The organism is Roseobacter denitrificans OCh 114 (assembly GCF_000014045.1).
GTDB classification, from domain to species: Bacteria; Pseudomonadota; Alphaproteobacteria; order Rhodobacterales; family Rhodobacteraceae; genus Roseobacter; species Roseobacter denitrificans.
Map to the genome: position 1 here is coordinate 2876600 of NC_008209.1, position 20909 is coordinate 2897508.

Annotated in this window: 17 protein-coding genes; 9 read left to right on the forward strand and 8 right to left on the reverse strand. The window is 59.1% G+C overall.

From position 1 onward, the window contains the following. Positions 1-7 precede the first annotated feature (7 nt). Entirely contained in the window at positions 8-3337 is a 3330-nt protein-coding gene (locus RD1_RS13795; RefSeq protein WP_044033475.1) for a DUF3971 domain-containing protein, read from the reverse strand. Between the two features lie 156 nt (positions 3338-3493). On the opposite strand from RD1_RS13795, the gene RD1_RS13800 reads away from it, so the two are divergent. The 4 genes from RD1_RS13800 to RD1_RS13815 all read left to right on the forward strand — a co-directional run bounded on the left by RD1_RS13800 (position 3494) and on the right by RD1_RS13815 (position 6747). Continuing rightward, a complete protein-coding gene (locus RD1_RS13800) occupies positions 3494-3955 on the forward strand; it encodes a peroxiredoxin (protein WP_011569135.1) in 462 nt (153 codons plus the stop codon). Continuing rightward, complete coding sequence (locus tag RD1_RS13805; RefSeq protein ID WP_011569136.1) at positions 3952-4761, forward strand: ferritin-like domain-containing protein; 810 nt, start codon at positions 3952-3954, stop codon at positions 4759-4761. The genes RD1_RS13800 and RD1_RS13805 overlap by 4 nt, the downstream gene beginning before the upstream one ends. Before the next feature lie 167 nt (positions 4762-4928). Then, positions 4929-6263, forward strand: coding sequence for a M23 family metallopeptidase (locus RD1_RS13810; protein ID WP_011569137.1), 1335 nt, complete (start codon positions 4929-4931; stop codon positions 6261-6263). Then, positions 6253-6747: a bactofilin family protein gene (locus RD1_RS13815; protein WP_011569138.1), complete on the forward strand. Its 495-nt coding sequence runs from the start codon at positions 6253-6255 to the stop codon at positions 6745-6747. Before RD1_RS13810 ends, RD1_RS13815 begins: the two co-directional genes overlap by 11 nt. A gap of 440 nt (positions 6748-7187) precedes the next feature. On the opposite strand, the gene RD1_RS13820 is transcribed toward RD1_RS13815, so the two are convergent. Continuing rightward, a complete protein-coding gene (locus RD1_RS13820; RefSeq protein ID WP_044033150.1) occupies positions 7188-7748 on the reverse strand; it encodes a peptidylprolyl isomerase in 561 nt (186 codons plus the stop codon). Next, positions 7741-8247 (reverse strand): peptidylprolyl isomerase, encoded by a 507-nt coding sequence (locus RD1_RS13825; protein WP_011569141.1) that lies wholly within the window; start codon positions 8245-8247, stop codon positions 7741-7743. The genes RD1_RS13820 and RD1_RS13825 overlap by 8 nt, the downstream gene beginning before the upstream one ends. 129 nt (positions 8248-8376) lie before the next feature. Here RD1_RS13825 and pgk point away from each other — a divergent pair, with 129 nt between their 5' ends. The 5 genes from pgk (at position 8377) to RD1_RS13850 (ending at position 13927) form a co-directional block, all read left to right on the forward strand. Beyond that, positions 8377-9564 carry a phosphoglycerate kinase gene (gene pgk, locus RD1_RS13830; RefSeq protein WP_011569142.1) on the forward strand — a complete coding sequence of 396 codons (1188 nt, stop codon included), beginning with the start codon at positions 8377-8379 and terminating at the stop codon, positions 9562-9564. 227 nt (positions 9565-9791) lie between these two features. Continuing rightward, a complete protein-coding gene (locus tag RD1_RS13835; RefSeq protein WP_011569143.1) occupies positions 9792-10091 on the forward strand; it encodes an FtsB family cell division protein in 300 nt (99 codons plus the stop codon). A 135-nt stretch (positions 10092-10226) separates the two neighbouring features. Then, positions 10227-11237: a pyruvate dehydrogenase (acetyl-transferring) E1 component subunit alpha gene (pdhA, locus tag RD1_RS13840; protein ID WP_011569144.1), complete on the forward strand. Its 1011-nt coding sequence runs from the start codon at positions 10227-10229 to the stop codon at positions 11235-11237. 3 nt (positions 11238-11240) lie between these two features. Then, on the forward strand, positions 11241-12620 hold the full coding sequence (locus tag RD1_RS13845) for a pyruvate dehydrogenase complex E1 component subunit beta (RefSeq protein WP_011569145.1): 1380 nt from the start codon (positions 11241-11243) through the stop codon (positions 12618-12620). A gap of 11 nt (positions 12621-12631) precedes the next feature. After that, positions 12632-13927 (forward strand): pyruvate dehydrogenase complex dihydrolipoamide acetyltransferase, encoded by a 1296-nt coding sequence (locus RD1_RS13850; protein WP_011569146.1) that lies wholly within the window; start codon positions 12632-12634, stop codon positions 13925-13927. Positions 13928-14061: 134 nt separating this feature from the next. Here RD1_RS13850 and cysE read toward each other — a convergent pair whose 3' ends face one another. From cysE to RD1_RS13875, 5 genes are all read right to left on the reverse strand, one after another. Beyond that, positions 14062-14874 carry a serine O-acetyltransferase gene (gene cysE, locus RD1_RS13855; RefSeq protein ID WP_044033151.1) on the reverse strand — a complete coding sequence of 271 codons (813 nt, stop codon included), beginning with the start codon at positions 14872-14874 and terminating at the stop codon, positions 14062-14064. Positions 14875-14985: 111 nt separating this feature from the next. After that, the gene (locus tag RD1_RS13860; protein ID WP_011569148.1) at positions 14986-18930 is read right to left on the reverse strand and encodes a baseplate multidomain protein megatron; all 3945 of its coding nucleotides are present in this window, start codon (positions 18928-18930) and stop codon (positions 14986-14988) included. Further along, positions 18930-19376 (reverse strand): peptidase, encoded by a 447-nt coding sequence (locus tag RD1_RS13865; RefSeq protein WP_011569149.1) that lies wholly within the window; start codon positions 19374-19376, stop codon positions 18930-18932. Before RD1_RS13865 ends, RD1_RS13860 begins: the two co-directional genes overlap by 1 nt. Further along, complete coding sequence (locus RD1_RS13870) at positions 19373-20260, reverse strand: DUF2163 domain-containing protein (protein ID WP_011569150.1); 888 nt, start codon at positions 20258-20260, stop codon at positions 19373-19375. The genes RD1_RS13865 and RD1_RS13870 overlap by 4 nt, the downstream gene beginning before the upstream one ends. After that, positions 20260-20892 carry a DUF2460 domain-containing protein gene (locus tag RD1_RS13875; protein ID WP_011569151.1) on the reverse strand — a complete coding sequence of 211 codons (633 nt, stop codon included), beginning with the start codon at positions 20890-20892 and terminating at the stop codon, positions 20260-20262. The genes RD1_RS13870 and RD1_RS13875 overlap by 1 nt, the downstream gene beginning before the upstream one ends. Positions 20893-20909 lie beyond the last annotated feature (17 nt).

Sequence of the window (20909 nt, forward strand, 5' to 3'; positions counted from 1 at the left end):
CGCCCGTTTAGCGGTCTTCGCCCCGCGTCACAACCGGGGTGCGGCGCGGTTCAGGCACCGGTACGGGTTCGCCCGCCTCCAGCGGTGCCTTGGCGCGGGATCCGCGAAACAGGTTGCGCAACATGCCGGGGGCCAGCGCCGTCAGCGGATTGACGAAGACTTCCGGTGACTGTGCCGTGCCCGTGATCGAATAGTTGAACCCAAAGAGCCCTTCGCCGGGACGGGTCAACACGCTGCCGATGGCGTTGAGCATATAGACGGGAGAGATCACCCCCTCCATGTTCAGACGGCCCGAGGCCGGCTCGAACACTCCGTCCATGGAAAGGCCGATCGAGGCCCCGGTCGCACTGGCCTCGCGCACCGTGATTTGTGACGGGGCAAGCCGGAAGTCAGCGTTCACATCCGAAAAGTAAATGCCATCGCCGTTCAACTCGTTGATCAGCCCCACGATGCTGATCGAATTGAGCAGCGCGGCCATGGTTGGTGCATCCCTGACGGTGATGTTCTGCACGCTCAGCTTTCCATCAAACGCCCCGCCCGTGCCCACCGGCACCAATGACAGCTGCAATGCGCCACCGCGTACCTGCTGGACCAGCCCCGAGGCTGCAAGGGCGCGCCCGGCATCCTGCGCGCTCAGTTGCAGCGCGGGGCGGCCGTTTTGCGGCGACACCTGCCCGACAACGCGTGCAGCCCCGTTTATCTGCCCGTCGAAATTGCCCGCCAGCCCGCCCGATGTCTGAAACGCGCCGCGCATGTCGGTGATGGCAATCGTGTCGCTGACGGTCAGCCTGTCCAGCGTCACCGTGAGCGGCCCGCTGTTTGCGCGCGGCTCCAGCCCGGATGGCAAATCCGCCCGCCGCAGATCGACAGTGCCCCCGCGCAGCACGATACCCGGCGGCAGATCCGCGCCCCGCCCGACGATATCCACCGGTGCGTTGAGCCAGTTGCCAAGGCGCACCTCGCGCAAGCGCATCCGCTCCAACTGTTGCTGCGGTGTCAGGGTAACATCGCCCTCGGCAAAGAGACCGGGGGCCTCCAGCAAAATCCGATCCACCTTTGGCGCTTCACCCAAGGTCATATCGACCGCGAGGGTTCCCGCAGTGGACGCCGGTTTGGACCAGCCCAGAGGTGGCAGCGCCATATCGAGGCCAACCAGATCAGATGTCAGGGAAAACTGCGGCGGTGTCCCTTTCAGCAAATCAATCGCGATGTCCGCTGTGCCGCTGCCGCGCACCATGTCGCCGGGCAGATCAATGCCAAAGGTTTCCAGTGCAGCACGGTCGATCCGGGCACGCCCTTCCACGCGGCCCGGTGTTGGCTGATCCGGTGTGCCGATGGCCTGGCTCCAGACGACATCCACGGGGACGTCGTCGATGGTGCCCCTGCCTGCCACCTCGATCCCTGCCTCGGAGGCGGTCAGTCCAAGGGTGTCCGCCGCCAACCTGCGGTCTTTCAACAGCCTGTCGCTGCGCGCCTGCGTCACGACACCAGAGACGTCAAATTCCACATCATCGACTTTCGTGCCCTTCTTGAGCGGCAAGGACAGCGTGCCCGCGAAATCTAACTGCCCGTCGGCCACATCCACGGGCACATCCGCCTTTTGCATCACCTCCAGCGGCGGCTGGTCCAACAACGACAGGGCCGCGGTCACGCTGGACTGCCCGTTCAGGCGCACGACACCGGGTGGGTCGGGTTTGGCCTTGACGTCCGGAACGATGAACGAGGACCCTGCGACCTCGACCCGCCCCCCCTGCGGGGCGGTCACGGCACCCTCATCAATGGCAATGGCAAAGCGGTTTTTGAAAAGCGATGCATGGCCTGTGCCACCTGTGATCGGTGGCATCTCGTCGATGAAGGTGAAATCCGCATCGTGAAAATCAAACCCGAGATAGGTTTCAGGCGCGCCCCCTTGGGTAATCCGGAGCGATGCGACTGCGTCACTGATATGCGCCGTCTTGATGTTTTCGCTGATCCAGTTGCGCGTCTTGGGCACCACCGCTTCCGGCCAAAGCGTCAGGAGCCGCTCGGAGGACAGCGCGTCCAGATTGGCATCCACCGACACATCCCAGCCCTGCTCCCCGGCCGAGAGTTCACCGCGCGCCGACAGGTTGTTGCCCTGATCACGGATATCCAACCGGCCCAGCGTCAACGAAAATGGCGCGAGCTTGAGGCGAAAGTCAAGCTCGGTGGCTTCAATCCGCACCGGCGCATCGTAAAACCCCGCCGGATTGACCAGCAATTCCGACAGGCGAAACTGCCCGACAAGCGACCCGATGCGTCCGTTTTCAACCGATTCAAGAACCGCCTGCCCTTCAAGACTGCCCCGGCCCCATTTGCTGTCAATGCCAAAGGCATCAAAACGCAGCATCTGTTCCTGCGGCAGATAGCTGAAATAGCTGCGCGCCCCGTCAATCGGGATGGGTTGTGCCTGTGGCGTGGGCTGGATCACGCCCGCCCCGATCTGGAGCGCGACATTGAGCGGCGCCAGCGCGCCATCCTCCTGCGTGGACCCGCGCAGGGTTGCGGAGATGGGCGCTTGCAGAACACTGAGCCATGAAACGGCGGCCCCCTGCGAGGCCACGTCACCGGCATCTATGTTTTCAAGCGCCAGACCGAAACTGGCCTGCGCCGCGCCAATTGTGCCGGTATAATCCGCCGAAAGCGTGGCCACATCCGCACCACCGCCCAGAACCGCAAGATCCACGTTTATGCCCAGTGCATCGCCCGCGCGGCGCAGGCGCATCGTACCCCCGTCGACCGTCCAGGCACGGTCGGCACGCGCATCCTCATAGCGCAGGGTAATCGCGCGCATCTCAAACAGCGACAGATCCCGCAAAACCGGGCGCAGCAGCAATTTGTCCAACTCGCTGACCAACTCGACCAGCGTGGGCGCCTGCATGCTGACGACTTCCGCGTTCGCGGTTGTGGACAGCGACAAGGGGCCGTCCGGCGACCGGTGCAGCGTGACGAAAACTCCGTTCACAAACAAAGTTCCGAGGCTGAGCCGGCGCTCCATCAGGGCCGACAGGCTGAGCGCGCCGCTCACATCCGAAAAGCTGACGATTTCCGCGCCCTGCGCATCGGCCAGATGCACATCACGCACCGAAAACCGGGGCCGCCAGTCGTCGTCAATCACAACGACCACCTCGCCGAAGGAAATGTCAACATCCGGGACCGCCTGGCCCAGTTGCGCCTCGATCCTGTCGCGCAGCCACGGCGGCGCCAGCAACTCGCGCCCCTGCAGCCAAAGCGCACTGACAGAGGCCCCGACAAGGAGCAGTGCGAAAATGACACCTGTCCAAATCAGAGTCCGCTTGCGACGTCGCGCCCGCCGCATTTTCAGTGTTTCTTTGTCGTCAACTTGCAAAACGAAATCAGGCCTTGTCGGCGATTGGCTGGATTGGGCGCGACACTGCGGGAAGACCCCTTGGCACTGCGCGCCGCAGCGCTACTATGTCACTCCAGTTCAATCCTGAAAAGCCACGAGAGTGTTATGCCAGAAATATCCGAAAAAGCGCCTGATTTTACCCTACCAAGCACAGGCGGCACCGACGTCACGCTGAGCGCCCTCGCCGGCGCGCCGGTGGTGCTGTTTTTCTACCCGCGCGATGACACGCCCGGATGCACCAAGGAAAGCATTGGTTTTTCGGAAAACCGCGAGGCCTTTGCCGCGGCGGGCGCGCGCGTCTTTGGCATTTCAAAGGACAGCATCGCCAGCCATGAAAAATTCGCCAAGAAACGCGAATTGGACATCCCGCTGTTGTCCGATGAACATGGCACCACCTGCGAAGACTATGGCGTGTGGAAAGAAAAGAACATGTATGGCAAGAAATACATGGGCATTGAACGCACGACCTTTCTGATTGCGGCGGACGGCACGATTGCCAAGATCTGGAACAAGGTCAAAGTCCCCGGACATGTCGAGGCCGTTCTTGAGGAAGTGCGCGCCCTGTGATCCCTCTGGCCCAGATGGCAGAGGCGGTTTTGCGCACGGCGGATGGGCGCGCAAAGACGGCCCTGTCGCGCGAATACGCCAGCGCATGGCAAGCCGCGCGCGAAGCCGGGGAGACACCGGACATTGGCCGCGCAGATCCGCCAATGCACCCGGCGCGACCGCCAAGCCCGCAGTTGCTCAATCCGCGCGACGTGCCGCACCGCAAACCCGGCTCGCCCGAAGGGCGCGTCGCGCTGCTGCATGCGGTGGCCCATATCGAACTCAATGCGGTCGATCTGCACTGGGATATCATCGCGCGTTTTGCGCATGTGAAAATGCCGATGGGATTTTATGACGATTGGGTCAAGGCGGCGGATGAGGAATCCAAGCATTTCAACCTGATGTGCGACTGCCTTGAAGAGTTCGGCAGCCATTATGGCGCCTTGCCCGCGCATGCCGGGATGTGGCGGGCGGCCGAGGACACGGTGTATGATTTCATGGGCCGCCTTGCGGTCGTGCCCATGGTGCTTGAGGCGCGCGGCCTGGATGTCACCCCGGGGATGATCGAGGTGTTTCGCCGTGCCAAGGCCACCAGCGCCGTCGAGGCGCTGGAGTTGATTTACAGCGAGGAAGTCGCCCATGTCGCCTATGGGTCAAAATGGTTTCATTTTCTGTGCGGGCGCAACGATGAAGACCCCAAGGAACGGTTCCACGCGCTGGTGCGCAAATATTTCCACGGCCCCCTGAAACCGCCCTTCAACGAAGAGAAACGTGCCGAGGCCGGGATACCGCCGGACTTCTATTGGCCACTCACAGCCAAGGCCTAGAGCGCGAAACCGCCGGAAACAGGCGGTTTTTTGCCCATTTACAACAACTCAACCTTAAGTAGCACACAATGCAGGAAAGAGGGTTGCCCCTTTGAAACCCACTGTCTAATCACGAGGCCAATCGCTGCGCAGAAACGCAGGAGCAGAGGCAACACAAGAGGCTTTGAGTGCGGACACGTCTGGGCATCAGCATCCACAATTTTCTGGAACGCCTGTTCCCGGAGCGACGTGTTTTCCTGAAATCAGACACCGATACCCGCTTTATCCGGTTGCGCCCCGGAACGCAGTTGATTGCGGTCGGTGGTGTTGCAATCGTGGTCGGCTGGTCCATCGTGGTGACATCCATGCTGTTCATGAACAGCATCGGGGCGGGGAATTTCCGCGAACAGGCCAAACGCGATCAAACCACCTATCAGGCGCGCCTGAATGATCTGGCAGAACAGCGTGACCGTCGCGCAGCAGAAGCGCTGGCGGCGCAACAGCGATTCAATGCGGCGCTCGAACAGATATCGACCATGCAATCCGAGTTGCTGCGCTCTGAGACCCGGCGGCACGAGTTGGAAACCGGTATCGAGGTCATTCAGGGCAACCTGAGGCGGGCCATCGGGGAGCGCGAGGCGGCCCGCACGGAGCTTGCAGCACTCAAGGATCTTGGCACGCAGGGCAGTGACAAGGGTACGATGATGGCGCAGATCGGGGAAACGGCGCCGGTTGACATCCTTGCCGACGCGCTGGCCCGGACAGCGCAGGAGCGTGACGAAGTCGTCGAAGACGCGCAGGACGCACTGGAACAGGCCGACCGTCTGGCGCTTGAGATCGCGCTGATGAAAGAGGACAACGACCAGATATTCCGCCAGTTGGAAGAGGCCATGACCATCTCGGTCGCGCCGCTGGACAAGATGTTTCGCGAGGCTGGCCTGCCGACGGAACGCATACTGGATCAGATCCGTCGCGGCTATTCCGGTCAGGGCGGCCCCCTGACCCCGCTGTCCTTTTCCAGTCGCGGCGAGGAACCGAGCGCCGATATGGAACGCGCGAACCGTCTGCTCGGGCATATGGACACGCTCAACCTCTACCGGATCGCGGCTGAAAAGGCGCCTTTTGCATTACCGGTCAAACAGGCGTTCCGCTTTACCAGCGATTATGGCTATCGGCGCGATCCGAAAACCGGGGGACGGCGGATGCACAAAGGTGTCGATTTCGCCGCGTCGCTGGGCACCGACCTGCATGCGACCGCCGATGGCGTCGTGACCGAAGCAGGCTGGTCATCAGGCTATGGACGTCTTATTAAAATACAACATGAGTTCGGAATTGAGACCCGCTATGCGCATTTGTCAAAAATTCGCGTCAAAGTAGGGCAAAGGGTCTCGCGTGGCGATCATATTGGTGATATGGGAGCATCCGGACGGGTGACCGGCGTGCATCTGCACTATGAGGTGCGCGTTGGCGGTAAAGCTGTAAACCCAATGATCTTTATCAAGGCTGCACAAGATGTTTTCTAAAAGCAAAATGAACGAACCGGCGAGCAAACCAACCGCGACGGAAACGCCTGCGGCGGCGACGTCTGCGCCTGCTACGCCAAAACAATCCGACTTCAAGGCGGCGGCACCCAAGGCCAAGCCGCCCGCGTCTGTGTTGTCCGCTGACCTGCATGTGACCGGCAACATGAAAACGACGGGCGACATTCAGGTGGAAGGCACCGTCGAAGGTGATATCCGCGCCCATTTGCTCACCATCGGTGAAAGCGCGACGATCAAGGGCGAAGTGGTTGCGGATGACGTGGTGATCAACGGTCGCATCGTTGGTCGTGTGCGCGGCCTCAAGGTGCGTCTGACCTCAACCGCACGTGTTGAAGGCGACATTATCCACAAGACCATCGCGATCGAAAGTGGCGCGCATTTCGAGGGGTCCGTGCAACGTCAGGACGACCCGCTGAACCCCGGCGCAAAAACCGCACCGGTGAGCAAGCCAAACCCCGCATCCTGAGCACAGGATTTCAACAAAAGACACAAGGTGCCGCAGAAAACTGTGGCGCCTTTTTCTATGCGTGCGAGGTTCCTCAAGCGTGATGCGAAAGACCTATCTCACCTAAGGTGTCATGCGAAAAACCCGAATCTCGAAACGCTGCCTGAAATCAAAGATTTCAACGCGTTACGCGTAGTGCTTGATGTTTCAGATATTTCGTCAGACGCGCCAGGGCGCAGGTTCACACCTCCATAATGTGCGGGCGAGGTCATGGGCAATTGCAACCGCCCCCGGTTTACGATGGCGTCGCTCATGCGCCACGGAACACACGTTAAAGGTGCCCCCTGCGCTTCAGACCCGACAGCTGCGGCAGGTTATTGAGGGTCTCAACCGAGCAAACTGCTCAGTTGAGACCCTCGAATTGCGTTCCAGATCGGCCACATGATGTGACCGATGGTCACTTAATCAGTGGGCGCGTCGATCACGCGTACCGATTGCATCACATCGGGCTGGCCGGTCACGGCACCGTTGCGCCCCTGCCCGCGCTTGATTGCATCCAGCACTTCAAGCCCGTCAGTCACACGACCCACCACGGTATATTGGCCATTGAGAAAATAGCCTTCGCTGAACATGATGAAAAACTGACTGTTGGCGCTGTTGGGATTTTGCGACCGGGCCATGCCCACGACACCGCGGTCAAACGGCACATCGGAAAACTCCTGCGGCAGGTCCGGCTGATCAGACCCCCCCATGCCGGCGCGCCGCATGTCACCGCCCATCTTGCCGAATTCGACATCCCCGGTCTGCGCCATGAAGCCGTCAATGACACGGTGAAAAACCACACCATCATAGGCACCGCTGGCCGCGAGCATGGTGATCCGCTCGACATGGCCGGGGGCAAGATCCTCCAGCAGATCAATCGTGATCGTTCCGTTGGCCTCGCCCGCGACCTCGATCGCGATGCCCGTCGCCATGGCAGGTCCAGCGGCCAATGTGGCCATGAATACCGCTGCCTTAAACATCGGCAGCAACCTTCACCGAGATCATGCGATCCGGCTCCGCAGGCGGCTCGCCCCGGGTAATGGCGTCCACATGTTCCATCCCCTCGATCACCTGACCATAGACCGTGTATTGACCGTTCAGGAAATCATTGTCCTTGAAGTTGATGAAGAACTGGCTGTTCGCGCTGTCCGGGTTGGAGGAACGCGCCGCGCCCAGCGACCCGCGCGCATGGGGCACTTTGGAAAACTCCGCAGGTACATTCGGCAGATCGGACCCGCCGGTGCCCGCCATGCGCAGATTGAAGCCATCTTCCATGTCACCATGCTGCACATCGCCGGTTTGCGCCATGAAACCGTCGATCACCCGGTGAAAGGCGACGTTGTCATAATGGCCCGCACGCGCCAGCTCTTTCATCCGTGCGACATGCTGGGGCGCGACATCCGGCAGCAGCTGGATGGTGACGGTCCCGCCTTTGAGCTCCATCAAGATCGTGTTTTCGGGGTCGGTAATTTCGGCCATCTGGGCACTCCTGTTGAAAACTTTGCGAATTACCTACGCGCTGCGATCAGGAATGCCAAGCCGCTCGGTTGACCTCAGCGACGATAAGCGCAAAACACGGACGCAGGCGAGGCAGACGGAGGGTCCGGCATGAGTTGGAAGACATTGGATGATATGGATGTGGCGGGCAAGCGGGTGCTGCTGCGTGTGGATATCAACGTGCCGGTCGAGGAGGGTCAGGTCACGGACCGAACGCGGATTGATCGCATCATTCCGACGCTGCAGGATATTCTGGCCAAGGGCGGCACGCCGATCATGCTGGCGCATTTCGGGCGTCCCAAAGGCAAGGTTGTGCCGGAAATGTCGCTGCGCGTGACCCTGCCCGCGCTTGAGGCCGCTTTGGGGCGCAAGGTCACATTCATCGAAGAGCCCAACGCGGAGCGCCTGTCTGATTTGCCGGAAGGCATCGTTGTTCTGCTGGAAAACACGCGCTTTGCAGTGGGCGAAGAGGCCAATGACCCGGAAATGGCGCGGTTTCTGGCCACGCTCGGCGATGTCTTTTGCAATGACGCCTTTTCAGCCGCCCACCGTGCGCATGCCTCCACCACGGGGGTTGCGCATCTGTTGCCGTCCTGCGCGGGCCGCTTGATGCAGGCGGAGCTTTCGGCCTTGGAAGCGGCCCTGTCGACGCCACAACGCCCCGTCGGCGCGGTGGTGGGCGGGGCCAAGGTTTCGACGAAAATCGCACTGCTTGAAAATCTGGTTGCCCGCCTCGATGTGCTCGTGATCGGGGGCGGCATGGCCAACACTTTCCTCGCCGCACAGGGCGCGAAACTGGGCGCGTCGCTGATGGAGCCGGATTACATGGAAACCGCTCGGACGATCATGCAGTCTGCCGAGCGTGCGGGGTGCAAGCTGCTGCTGCCGGTCGACGGGGTCGTCGCGCGCGAATTCAAGGCGGGTGCAGACTTTGAGGTTGTCGCCCTGGGTAAGGACACGGTTCTGGCCGAGGACCAGATGGTTCTGGATGCCGGCCCCCAAAGCGTGGCGGCCGTCATGGCTGCGTTCAGAACGCTCAAGACACTGATCTGGAACGGCCCGCTGGGCGCATTTGAAATTACCCCCTTCAATCAGGCCACAAATGCCACCGCTTTGGAGGCGGCGCGGCTGACCAAATCAGGCGCGCTGATCTCAGTTGCGGGCGGCGGTGATACGGTTGCCGCACTCAATCAGGCGGGTGCCGCCGCGGATTTCACGTATATTTCAACCGCCGGTGGCGCGTTTCTGGAATGGATGGAGGGCAAAACCCTTCCCGGGGTCGCGGCACTGCAAGGCTGAAGCGTTATTCGAAAACCCTAAACCATATACCGCTGCCTGAAATCATCGATTTCAACGCTTAACATGAGATGCGATGCCTCAAGTCGCTCACAAAACGCCAAAACCGGCGTTAACAGGCAAAAAACAACAGGATTTCGGTATTTTCGGATGAAATGGGATTCACAGGTGCACCGCCCTGTGTCATACTATGCGCACGCCCATCAAGAGGCGGCCCAGAGGCAATACACATGAACCGCAGCACCCGTCCCGCATTTGGTACATTCATTTTCTTCACGCTCGCATTGGGCCTTGCGACCTATTTCACCTTTGCCGCTGTGCAGGGCGATTTCGGTGTGTTCAAACGGGCCGAGATCACGGCGGAGGCAAATGTGCTGCGCCAGCAGTTGAGTGCTGTGCAGGCGGATGTGCAGGAGATGGAGAACCTCACCCTGCGCCTGTCGGATGACTACCTCGATCTTGATCTGCTGGATGAGCAAGTGCGACGCGTGTTAGGCATGATCCGCGCCGACGAAATCGTCATCCGCTAGCGTTCAGGCTGCCCTTTTGCGGCAAAATGGCCAGAGTTTGTATTCAGTCTCGCAATACGCCACCGAATCCGATAATAGATAGTTTAATGCTAAACTATCTACCCCACGGCGGGTTGCGGAAAGGAAGTGTGACCGATGGCAGCGCGAAAAGCGGCAAAAAAACCAAACGTCTCAGCCGAAGAACTCACGGCATATTACAAGGATATGCTCCTGATCAGACGGTTCGAGGAAAAAGCAGGCCAGCTGTACGGCATGGGCCTGATCGGCGGCTTTTGCCATCTCTACATCGGTCAGGAAGCGGTTGTTGTCGGCCTTGAGGCCGCCGCCGAAGAGGGCGACAAACGCATCACGTCCTACCGTGATCACGGCCACATGCTGGCCTGTGGGATGGACCCCAACGGCGTGATGGCCGAATTGACCGGACGCGAGGGTGGCTATTCCAAAGGCAAAGGCGGCTCCATGCATATGTTCTCCAAGGAGAAGCATTTCTACGGGGGCCACGGAATCGTGGCCGCTCAGGTTCCGCTGGGCGCGGGTCTGGCTTTCGCGGACAAATACCTCGACAACAAGCGCGTGACCTTCACCTATTTCGGCGATGGTGCGGCCAATCAGGGGCAGGTCTACGAGGCTTTCAACATGGCTGCCCTGTGGGACCTGCCGTGTATCTTTGTGATTGAAAACAACCAATACGCCATGGGCACCTCGCAGCAGCGCTCCACCTCATCGGATGAGATATATGAGCGCGGACGCGCCTTTGGCATTCCGGGCGAAGCTGTTGACGGCATGGATGTCATTGCGGTCAAGGCCGCCGGTGACACCGCCGTCGCGCACTGCCGGTCTGGCAAGGGGCCCTATATTCTTGAGATCAAAACCTATCGCTATCGCGGCCACTCCATGTCCGATCCGGCGAAATACCGGACCCGCGAAGAGGTGCAGAAAATGCGCGACGAGCGCGATCCGATCGAACAGGTGCGCTCGATGCTGCTGACAGGCAAGCACGCAACCGAAGACGATTTGAAAGCCATCGACAAGGAAATCAAAGCCATCGTGAACGAGAGCGCGGAGTTTGCAAAAACATCCCCCGAGCCGGACCTGAAAGAGCTTTGGACCGACATCTACGCCACAGAAGTTCCGCAGGAGGCTTGATCAATGGCTACTGAAATACTCATGCCCGCCCTATCGCCCACCATGGAAGAAGGCACACTCGCCAAATGGCTGGTCAAGGAAGGAGACACGGTTTCCTCCGGTGACATCATGGCCGAGATTGAGACCGACAAGGCGACGATGGAATTCGAAGCCGTCGACGAAGGTATCATCGGCAAGATCCTGATCGAAGAAGGCACCGAAGGCGTGAAAGTGAACACAGCCATCGCCATTCTTGTCGAGGAAGGCGAAGATGTGCCTCAAGCCGGCGCTGACGCAGCAGAAGCCCCCATGCCTGCGGCACTGAAGGCTGAGGAAGGCAAGCCACCTGCCACGACACCAACCGCCGCCACGCCGGCAGCACCTGAAACGGATACAACGCCCGACTGGCCCGAAGGCACCCCCCTGAAACAACAGACCGTGCGCGAAGCGCTGCGCGATGGCATGTCCGAAGAAATGCGCCGCGACGAAACGGTGTTCCTGATGGGAGAAGAGGTCGCCGAATATCAGGGGGCCTACAAGATTTCCCAGGGGATGCTGGATGAATTCGGGTCCAAACGCGTGATTGATACGCCGATCACGGAACATGGCTTTGCCGGGATTGCGACCGGCGCCGCCTTTGGCGGTCTGCGCCCGATTGTGGAATTCATGACATTCAACTTCGCAATGCAGGCAATTGACCACATCATCAACTCCGCAGCCAAAACGCTTTACATGTCGGGGGGTCAGATGGGCGCGCCAATGGTCTTCCGTGGGCCCAATGGTGCGGCGGCCCGTGTAGGGGCGCAACACAGTCAGGATTACGCGGCATGGTACATGCAGGTGCCGGGTCTGAAGGTCGCGATGCCCTATGCTGCCTCTGATTACAAGGGGTTGATGAAAACTGCGATCCGCGATCCGAACCCGGTAATTTTCCTTGAGAATGAAATCGTTTACGGGCGCACCTTTGATGTGCCTGACATCGAGGATTACACCGTGCCCTTTGGCAAGGCCCGCATCTGGCGCGAAGGGTCCGATGTGACCATCGTCAGCTTTGGTATCGGCATGCAATATGCCCTTGAAGCCGCTGAAAAGCTTGCCGACGAAGGCATCTCGGCCGAGGTTGTCGATCTGCGTACCCTGCGCCCCATGGATACGGCCAGCATCATCAAATCCGTGATGAAAACCAATCGTTGCGTGACCGTCGAAGAAGGATGGCCGCAAGGCTCCGTAGGCAGCTACATCAGTTCGGTGATCATGCAGGAGGCATTTGACTATCTGGATGCGCCGGTCATCAATTGCACCGGTAAAGACGTGCCAATGCCCTATGCGGCCAATCTTGAAAAACACGCGCTGGTCACCACCGATGAAGTGATCGCTGCCGTGAAACAAGTCACCTACAAGTAAGGAGCGCGCAGATGCCTACAGAAATTCTCATGCCCGCCCTGAGCCCGACCATGGAAGAAGGCACACTGGCCAAATGGCTGGTGAAGGAGGGGGACACCGTGGCCTCTGGCGATATTATGGCCGAGATCGAAACCGACAAGGCAACGATGGAATTCGAAGCCGTTGATGAAGGCACCATCGGCAAGATCCTGGTCGAAGAAGGCACCGAAGGGGTGAAAGTGAACACTCCGATCGCGGTGCTTCTGGAAGACGGGGAAAGTGCGGATGACATCTCTGCCGAACCTGAGCCGGCTGCCGCAGCAACCAAAGAGGACGCACCCGCACCCACCCCTGAACCAACAGCGACGCCCGCGCCGGCCGCGCCGCAGTCCTCGGATGGATCACGGATATTTGCATCCCCTCTTGCACGCAGGATCGCGGCCAGCAATGGCGTTGATCTGGCCACGGTCAAAGGGTCCGGCCCGCATGGGCGGATCGTCAAGGCAGATGTCGAGGGGCTCAGCGCAAGCGCTGCGGCCCCTGCCCCGGCTGCGCCCGGACCTGCGGCTCCAGCGCCGAGCGCGCCAGTTGCATCAGGTCCCGCCGCTGAAGCGGTGATGGCGATGTATGAAGGGCGCGCCTACGATGAAATCAGCCTCAACGGGATGCGCAAGACGATCGCTGCGCGCCTGACCGAAGCCAAGCAGTCGATTCCCCATTTCTACCTGCGGCGCGACATCGAGCTTGATGCGCTGTTGGCCTTCCGGGGGCAATTGAACAAGCAGCTGGAAAGCCGGGGCGTGAAGCTGTCGGTGAATGATTTCATCATCAAGGCCTGTGCGCTGGCCCTGCAAACCGTGCCGGACGCGAACGCCGTTTGGGCCGGGGACCGCATGCTGAAACTCACACCGTCTGACGTGGCTGTTGCCGTCGCGATTGAGGGTGGATTGTTCACGCCGGTTCTCAGGGACGCCGAGATGAAATCGCTCTCGGCGCTCTCTGCCGAGATGAAGGACCTCGCGGCGCGCGCGCGCGACCGCAAGCTCGCCCCGCACGAATATCAGGGCGGTAGCTTTGCGATTTCCAATCTTGGCATGTTCGGGATCGACAACTTCGATGCGGTCATCAACCCGCCCCACGGTGCTATTCTGGCGGTTGGTGCAGGCGTGAAAAAACCTGTCGTCGGCAAGGACGGTGAATTGGCCGTTGCGACCGTGATGTCCGTCACTCTGTCCGTAGACCACAGGGTGATTGATGGCGCTCTGGGCGCGCAACTCATATCGGCCATCAAGGAGAACCTTGAAAACCCGATGACAATGCTGGCGTAGCACGGATAATCTGCGCGCATATCTGACGCATTCCATATCGCCAGACACGACATGGCCCGCGATTCTCAAAATCGCGGGCCATGTTGGTTAATACAGTATCATCTGACGGTATGCGGTTTTTTCGTCTGACGCTTTTAAACCGCGTCCGGTCCCAGCATGTGGTTCATGGAAACCGACGGTTGATCGCAGCCCGCTTCACCAACGATGCGGGCGGGAATTCCGGCGACCGTCTTGCACTCGGGAACCTCTTCCAGAACGACGGACCCGGCAGCGATGCGGCTACAGTTCCCGACCTTGATATTGCCCAGCACCTTGGCGCCTGCACCAATCAGAACACCGTTGCCGATCTTTGGATGACGGTCTTCCTCTTCTTTACCCGTCCCGCCGAGCGTTACGGAATGCAGCATCGACACATTGTCGCCAACGACGGCTGTTTCACCGATGACGATGGAATGCGCATGATCAATCATGATGCCCTTGCCCATCCGCGCTGCGGGATGGATGTCGACACCAAATATTTCAGAAACGCGCATCTGAACGAAATACGCCAGATCGCGACGCCCCGTTTTCCAAAGGTGGTGGCCAACGCGGTAGGATTGCATGGCCTGATAGCCTTTAAAGTAGAGGATCGGTTGCAATAGTCGGTGACACGCCGGGTCGCGTTCGTAAATCGCAACCAGATCCGCGCGCGCAGCCTCGATCAGTGTCTTGTCAGCCGCATATGCGTCTTCGACCATCTCGCGCACCACAACCATCGACATTTCATTGGACGCCAGCTTCGCTGCGACGCGATAGGACAACGCCTTTTCGATGCTCTTGTGATGGAGGATACAGGCATGCAGAAAGCCTCCGATCAGAGGTTCATCCTGCGCCGCTTGACGCGCTTCTGCGGTGATCTGATTCCAGACCGGATCAACGGTAGTGAGTTTCGCTTTGGGTTCAGCCATAAAGAGCATCCTTTCACCCCCATAGTACAGGTTCAGGTCAGGAAGGCCAAACGCAAAGCTGTGATGGGGTCAATTCCATCTTGGAATGACCCTATCACAGGTTGAACATGTTCAGGCGGTAAGGTTCAGAATGGCGGCTGGTCCCGGTCCGAATGTTGCCGATACCTGCGACACCCTGACGTCATAGCCACCTGTCAGCCCATCGGATGCCTGTTCAGAAAGCGGGTATATCCAGACCGGTTGCTCCGTCGTCGCTTCGCGCAGGATGACATCATCCTTGACGATTTGTATCAAATAGCTTTCGCTCTCCTCGCCCAACGGCACATCAGGCGCATCCCACCCGTCGCCATCGACACGTGTTCTGCGTATCCACCCAAATTCCGTGGCGCCCGACTGCGTCGTTCTTGCGCTCAAATGCACCGGCGCATAGGGGCGTAAACCATTGCCGGCAAAGGCTTCGGTCCGATCGATGAAGGACGGATCATTCACCGCACGGCGCGCAGGCCCAATGCGGTAGCTCTGCCCCACAAGCCGAAGGTTGCGTGACAAATCAATCTGCTCGGGCAAGCCGTTCAGCAAAACGAACCACGATCCCGCGGGCCATGCGCTGTCCGTGACACCGTCGCTGCCAAACTGCCCGCGCAGTCTCGTGCTGAGTTCATAGGTGTCAACATCCACCAGATTCGCGTCAGCAAACTGGAAAAGCTCCCATTTGCCGGAACTGCCATCGCCAATCGCTGCAAGGTTGGCTCCTGATAGGAGTGCAGTCTCTTCAACAGAGCTGAGAGCACCGCTCAACAGCTTGACGCGCAAAGGCGCACCCAGATCGTATTGCCCGGATGGGGCCAGCCCCAGCGCCGTTTCGGTTTGCCCGATGACCGAACGCGCATCGATGATATCCAGCAACTGATAATCACTCTCGCTCGGTGACTGATAGACAGCGACTGACCCGGGCCATGGCTGCGCAGTGATTGCAATATGGGGTGCATGCGGGACTTCGTCTCCGGTGATCAAAGGCAAATCCAGAAACAACGGAAATACCGGGACCGAGGGCACAAACGGCTTGGGACTTTCCACTTCGTCCACAAGATCGGACGGCGTATACACCTCCGGGTCAATGCGCACGGCCTCTGCAATTTGCAAAGCGCCCTGTTCCACACGGTCAATCCGATAGAGCGCCTGACCTTCCTCCTGCTCCCCATCCAGAGCGATCACATCGCCCGCCCCGAGCGACAGCATGGACGGCGGCAAAGCAAATCTGATGGTATCCCGGGCCACACGGGATTCGGTCAACCAACGCTCCACAACCTGCCGGCCTTCAACCCGTGTCAGGGCGATGGGCACCTCGGATGTGGCAACGGCATGCGTTTTTTCATCCGCCAGAACCGCCTCTTCGGCGAGGGCATCAAAATTCGCATCCGCCTGCATGAAACGCAACCGTACACGACCGGATACCTCGGCATCGGCCTTGCGCGTTTGCTCAACCGTCGCATCCAGATCCGTCGCCAAGGCGAGTTTCTCGCGCTCAAGCGCAATGGCACCGCGCCCGTTGCGCATGCGGAAAACCAAGACACCATCCCGTTCCACCGCATCGAACGAATAGCGCAGCATCAGCGGCTGCAACGACGCACGGGCCTCGGAAACATCGCTCACGACATATCCGCGCACCGTGCCATATAGGCGGGATGCATCGAAAGATGTGACGCCTGCCTTCAGGCAAATCTCCGATACCACAGATGACAGTGAACGCGCGGATGTACGTCCATTGATCCAATGGCCCCGCCCATAGTTTTCAGAATCGCTCCATAATTCCAGATTGTTCGGAAAATACGGATAGGGTCGCGCGTCCCACGCCCAGACAAAGGCGCGATCCATATTGACCATTTTCAATCCGTCCAAAGCGGATGTGGGGTTATTTGCAGGATCGTCCCAAAAAGATACCATCGCGCGCAGGTATTGCGCCTGAATGAGATCGTCCCGCGCACCATTGGAAAAATGCGGCAGACTGCTTTCGGATGACTTGGCATCAACAAATTTGTTGGGTTGATTGGTGCCCTTGTCTACAGCAGCGCATCCCAACTCGGTGAACCAGAAAGGTTTTGACTGCGGGACCCATGCGGTTGGCGTCGCCGCGCGCACCCCGCCGATCCGCTCAAAATGGGCGTTTTCCCACCAGTTACGTAAGTCCTTGTAGCGAAACACCCACGGCTCATCATGTGCACCGTCATTGATCGGCGTGCGTATCTGCCGTTCGCGATCCGCTTGAGATGCGTAAAACCAATCATAGCCCTCACCCCCCATGATGTTGCCACGCAGGTAGTCCAGATCATAAACCGTTTCAAAACCTGCATCTGCATGACTGTCGCCATCCCGCCAGTCCGACAAAGGCATGTAATTGTCTATGCCGATAAAATCGATGTTTTCATCTGCCCAGAGCGGGTCCAGATGGAAAAAGCGATCGTTTGATCCATCCTGCGGTTGATACCCGAAATACTCGCTCCAATCGGACGCATAGCTGATTTTCGTCTCTGCACCCAGTATCTGGCGCACCTGTGCCGCCAGAGTACGAAAGCGCTCGACCGCAACGAAACGGTTGTTTTCGCCGCGAATTTGCGTAAGGCCGCGCATCTCGGACCCGATGCAAAAGGCCTCCACACCGCCCGCCGCCTTGCACAGGGCGGCATAGTGCAACACGAACCTGTTCAATCCCCATTCATTTGGTCCCGAGTAAACGACTGAATTGCCGGAAACAGCGAAATCCGAAGCCCTGGCTGCGCCAAAGAAAGCTGCAACCTCGCTTTCGGCTTGCGACGTTCCATCCGGGGAACCGGGAACACCGGGTGCCGCCGACAACGTGATGCGACCACGCCAGGGTAAACGCGGCTGAAAGGACGATGGATCATAGGGATTGCTCAGCGTGTTATCCGCCAGCTGGTCCATCAGAATGAAGGGGTAGAACATGACCTCCTTGCCCGCGTCATGGGCCGCTCGAATGGCCTGTATGACAGATAGATCGGTGGGCGTGCCCCCATAGATGGGCCTGCCATCCTGCAGTACCATTTCATCCGCCGTTGTGCGGTTCAGGCCGGACACGGACCAGCGCATGTTTTCGCCCTCATAGGCCTTCTTTTCGACTTTTGGGCGAACCTCACAACTCCCACAGCGAAGGTCATTCCCAAACCAGGACACCACAAGAGACGCCGCCTCGCAATTTGGCAATTCCTCCCCAAGGGTTTCCAGGGAAACGAGAAAGTCGGTTTTATCCGTGGGCGAATTGACATTGGCACTCCAGCGGCCCCCCGGACCGCTGGAGTAATAAACCGGTCTCGTGGCGAGGGAATACTCACCCGTACCAGGGATGACGGCCACAGATCTTATGCCATAGGTCGGTGCAAAATCTGCATCCTGTTCATCCGCCTGTTCAGGGCGGGAAATCTCGAAAGAAAACTGCGGAACGCGGTTACCAAACCGTTCCAGTCCAAGGTTTTCAAAAACGACATATGCCGTGCCGCGATATGCCGGAACATTACCTGCACCTTCGACCGCCTCGATCACGGGATCGGGCAGCTGGTCTTTGTGTCCTTTATATAAGCGAATGTTCAGATCATCCGCCGCAACCTCCTCACCATCGGCCCAGATACGACCAATGCGGGTAATCTCGCCTTCGCAAATTGCGACAGCCAGATTGACGGAGTAATTGTAGCTGCGTGTCTTGGTTTTGGGCTGGCTGGGGGACCCTTTGCCGCCCCCACCGCCACTGCTGGTCACGCTGACGTTCTCGATGAAATCCGAGGCCCAGATGATCTGGCCCCCTAGACGCATCCGGCCATAGACCTGCGACACCGGCTCGCCTTCTCCCGCGCTTGACAGACGAAAACGATCAACGCGGCCCGTTTCAATCACCTCGGAGCCCGCCCCCATGACACTCTGGTCGATGACCCGGCCAACCGTCGCGCCAACCGCGCGCCCAATGACAGCCGTAGAGAGCCCGGCCACACTGCCGCCCAAAGCGCCCCCTGCCGCGGCCCCTGCTGCGGATAATACAAGCGTCGCCATTATTTAAACTCCTCAGGAAAGGTAAAACGTGCCACAATCCGACGCCGCCATGGCGCACTCAGCGGGCTTTCAACAACGCCGAACTTGGAATAGGCGTGCACGAAACTGGCGTTTTGCCCGGTGTGTGTCGCGATACCCAAGTGCTTGGCCACCGCACCAGCGCGCATGCGGAACAACAAGACGTCACCCGGATCTTCCTGCGCGACAGGTTTTGGCACCAAATGCCTGATTGCTGCATCCCACAGGCGTTCCTCTCCCTGCGGTTCGGACCAGTCATAGGAATAGGGGGGCGCGACCTCCGGCTCATCTCCGTAAAGGCTTCGCCATATGCCGCGCAGTAATCCCAGACAATCTGCACCCGCGTGAAACGCTGATGCTTGATGCACATAAGGCGTGCCAATCCATCGACGCGCTTCATGCACAATTGCGTTTGTATTCAGAGTCATCTCAAGCTGCCCCCACGGTTGGCGCCGGACTTCTTCGGCACTGCCATCAGCCAGTCATCGCCGGGCAGGTCGGGAAATCCGCGAAAATTCGCAAGGTTGCTGAATTTCAGACGGCAGGTCTCGCTGCGCTTGTCGCATCCCGCACTGATCCTGACTTGTGTGCCGGGCGTGATCGGAGCACGAATGGGTTCCCACAATTCTATTGTTCGCGTGTTCCCATCAAGACGGTCATGTTTGACCATGCCCCATAACCCTGCGGCGGGTCCGTCCAGAACTTCAAGCCTGCCGCGCGTGAACCAATTGGCCTCAAATCCATTGAACCCGACCCACTGGAAAATCCGCGCGCGATCAATCGTCTCAAGTGCCAGATCAATCGAGTAGCCGGGCGCGGATGTATCAAACCCACACTCCTGATCCCCAAGAACAGCGGTACAGGGCTTTTGAAACACGCGCCCCAAAGGCCGGTTCAAAGACTCCGTCAACCCCCTCAACTCAGCCTGAAATCCGCCATCGGTCCGGCGCAATTCACCAATCGTGCCTCGAAACTGCAACCAGCGCTGATCAACATCGGTCCAGTTTACCAGCCATGCGCGCACCTCGGCACCATCGAAACGACCCTGTTCAATCTCGTCTTCACGGATCGACAGATCGTTCAACGCACCAATGGCCTCAGTGTTGTCGACCGAAAGACCGGTACTCTGTGACAGCGCCAGCGCACTCAACCCCGTATCCGCACGGAACGTGATGCCTTCGAATCTCAGGTCCCGATCGTGGTCTGTAAATCCCAGAATCACGCCATCCGTGCGCTCTATGGCCCAGGCATGCGCCAAGGTGGTCAGACCCGTTGCCAGATGCGCTTTCAAACCTTCATTCATACCCGTCATCACAAACGCACCTCGATAATGGGAACAGTCGGTATTTCGCCGGCCTGAAAGCTCGCCACGCTGGTCTGAATGCTACTGGTGTCAAATCGCACGGGCACATCAAACTCAAATCCCGCCGTGACGGATGCGCCTGTTTGCGGTGCCACCGTAAAATTGATCACGCCGGTTGCCGCGTCCACGACGTAATCGACACCCTCCTGCACCTCAACGGCTCCAACCGCCACCCTCAGGGTTGAAATGACCGGTTTCGAGATCGGCCTGACGTAGCTGTGGTTCCCCGACTGGTAGGTTTTCGTAATCTGAAACGCGACTTGGTCGCCGTCCCCCTCACCAAGGTGTTGATCAAATGCCGTGATATCCACGGATGGCTTGCAGGATCGATAGTCTGACCAGTCTTTCCAGCGAAAGGCATAGAGCTGTCCAAACCGGGCTTCGAAAAACGCAATCATAACATCCACATCATCGAGCGACCGGATACCTACACCGGCATCATAGCGGCGGCGCGAATGGGCCCAGGGCGCGTTGCGCTCTTCAAAGCCGTTTGAAATCGCGACAACGTCTGTGCGCCGCTCGGGTCCGCCAACGGAGCCAAAGCTCAGTTTTGCCGGAAATCTGACATCATGAAATTGCATTTCTTGGTCCCTTCAAG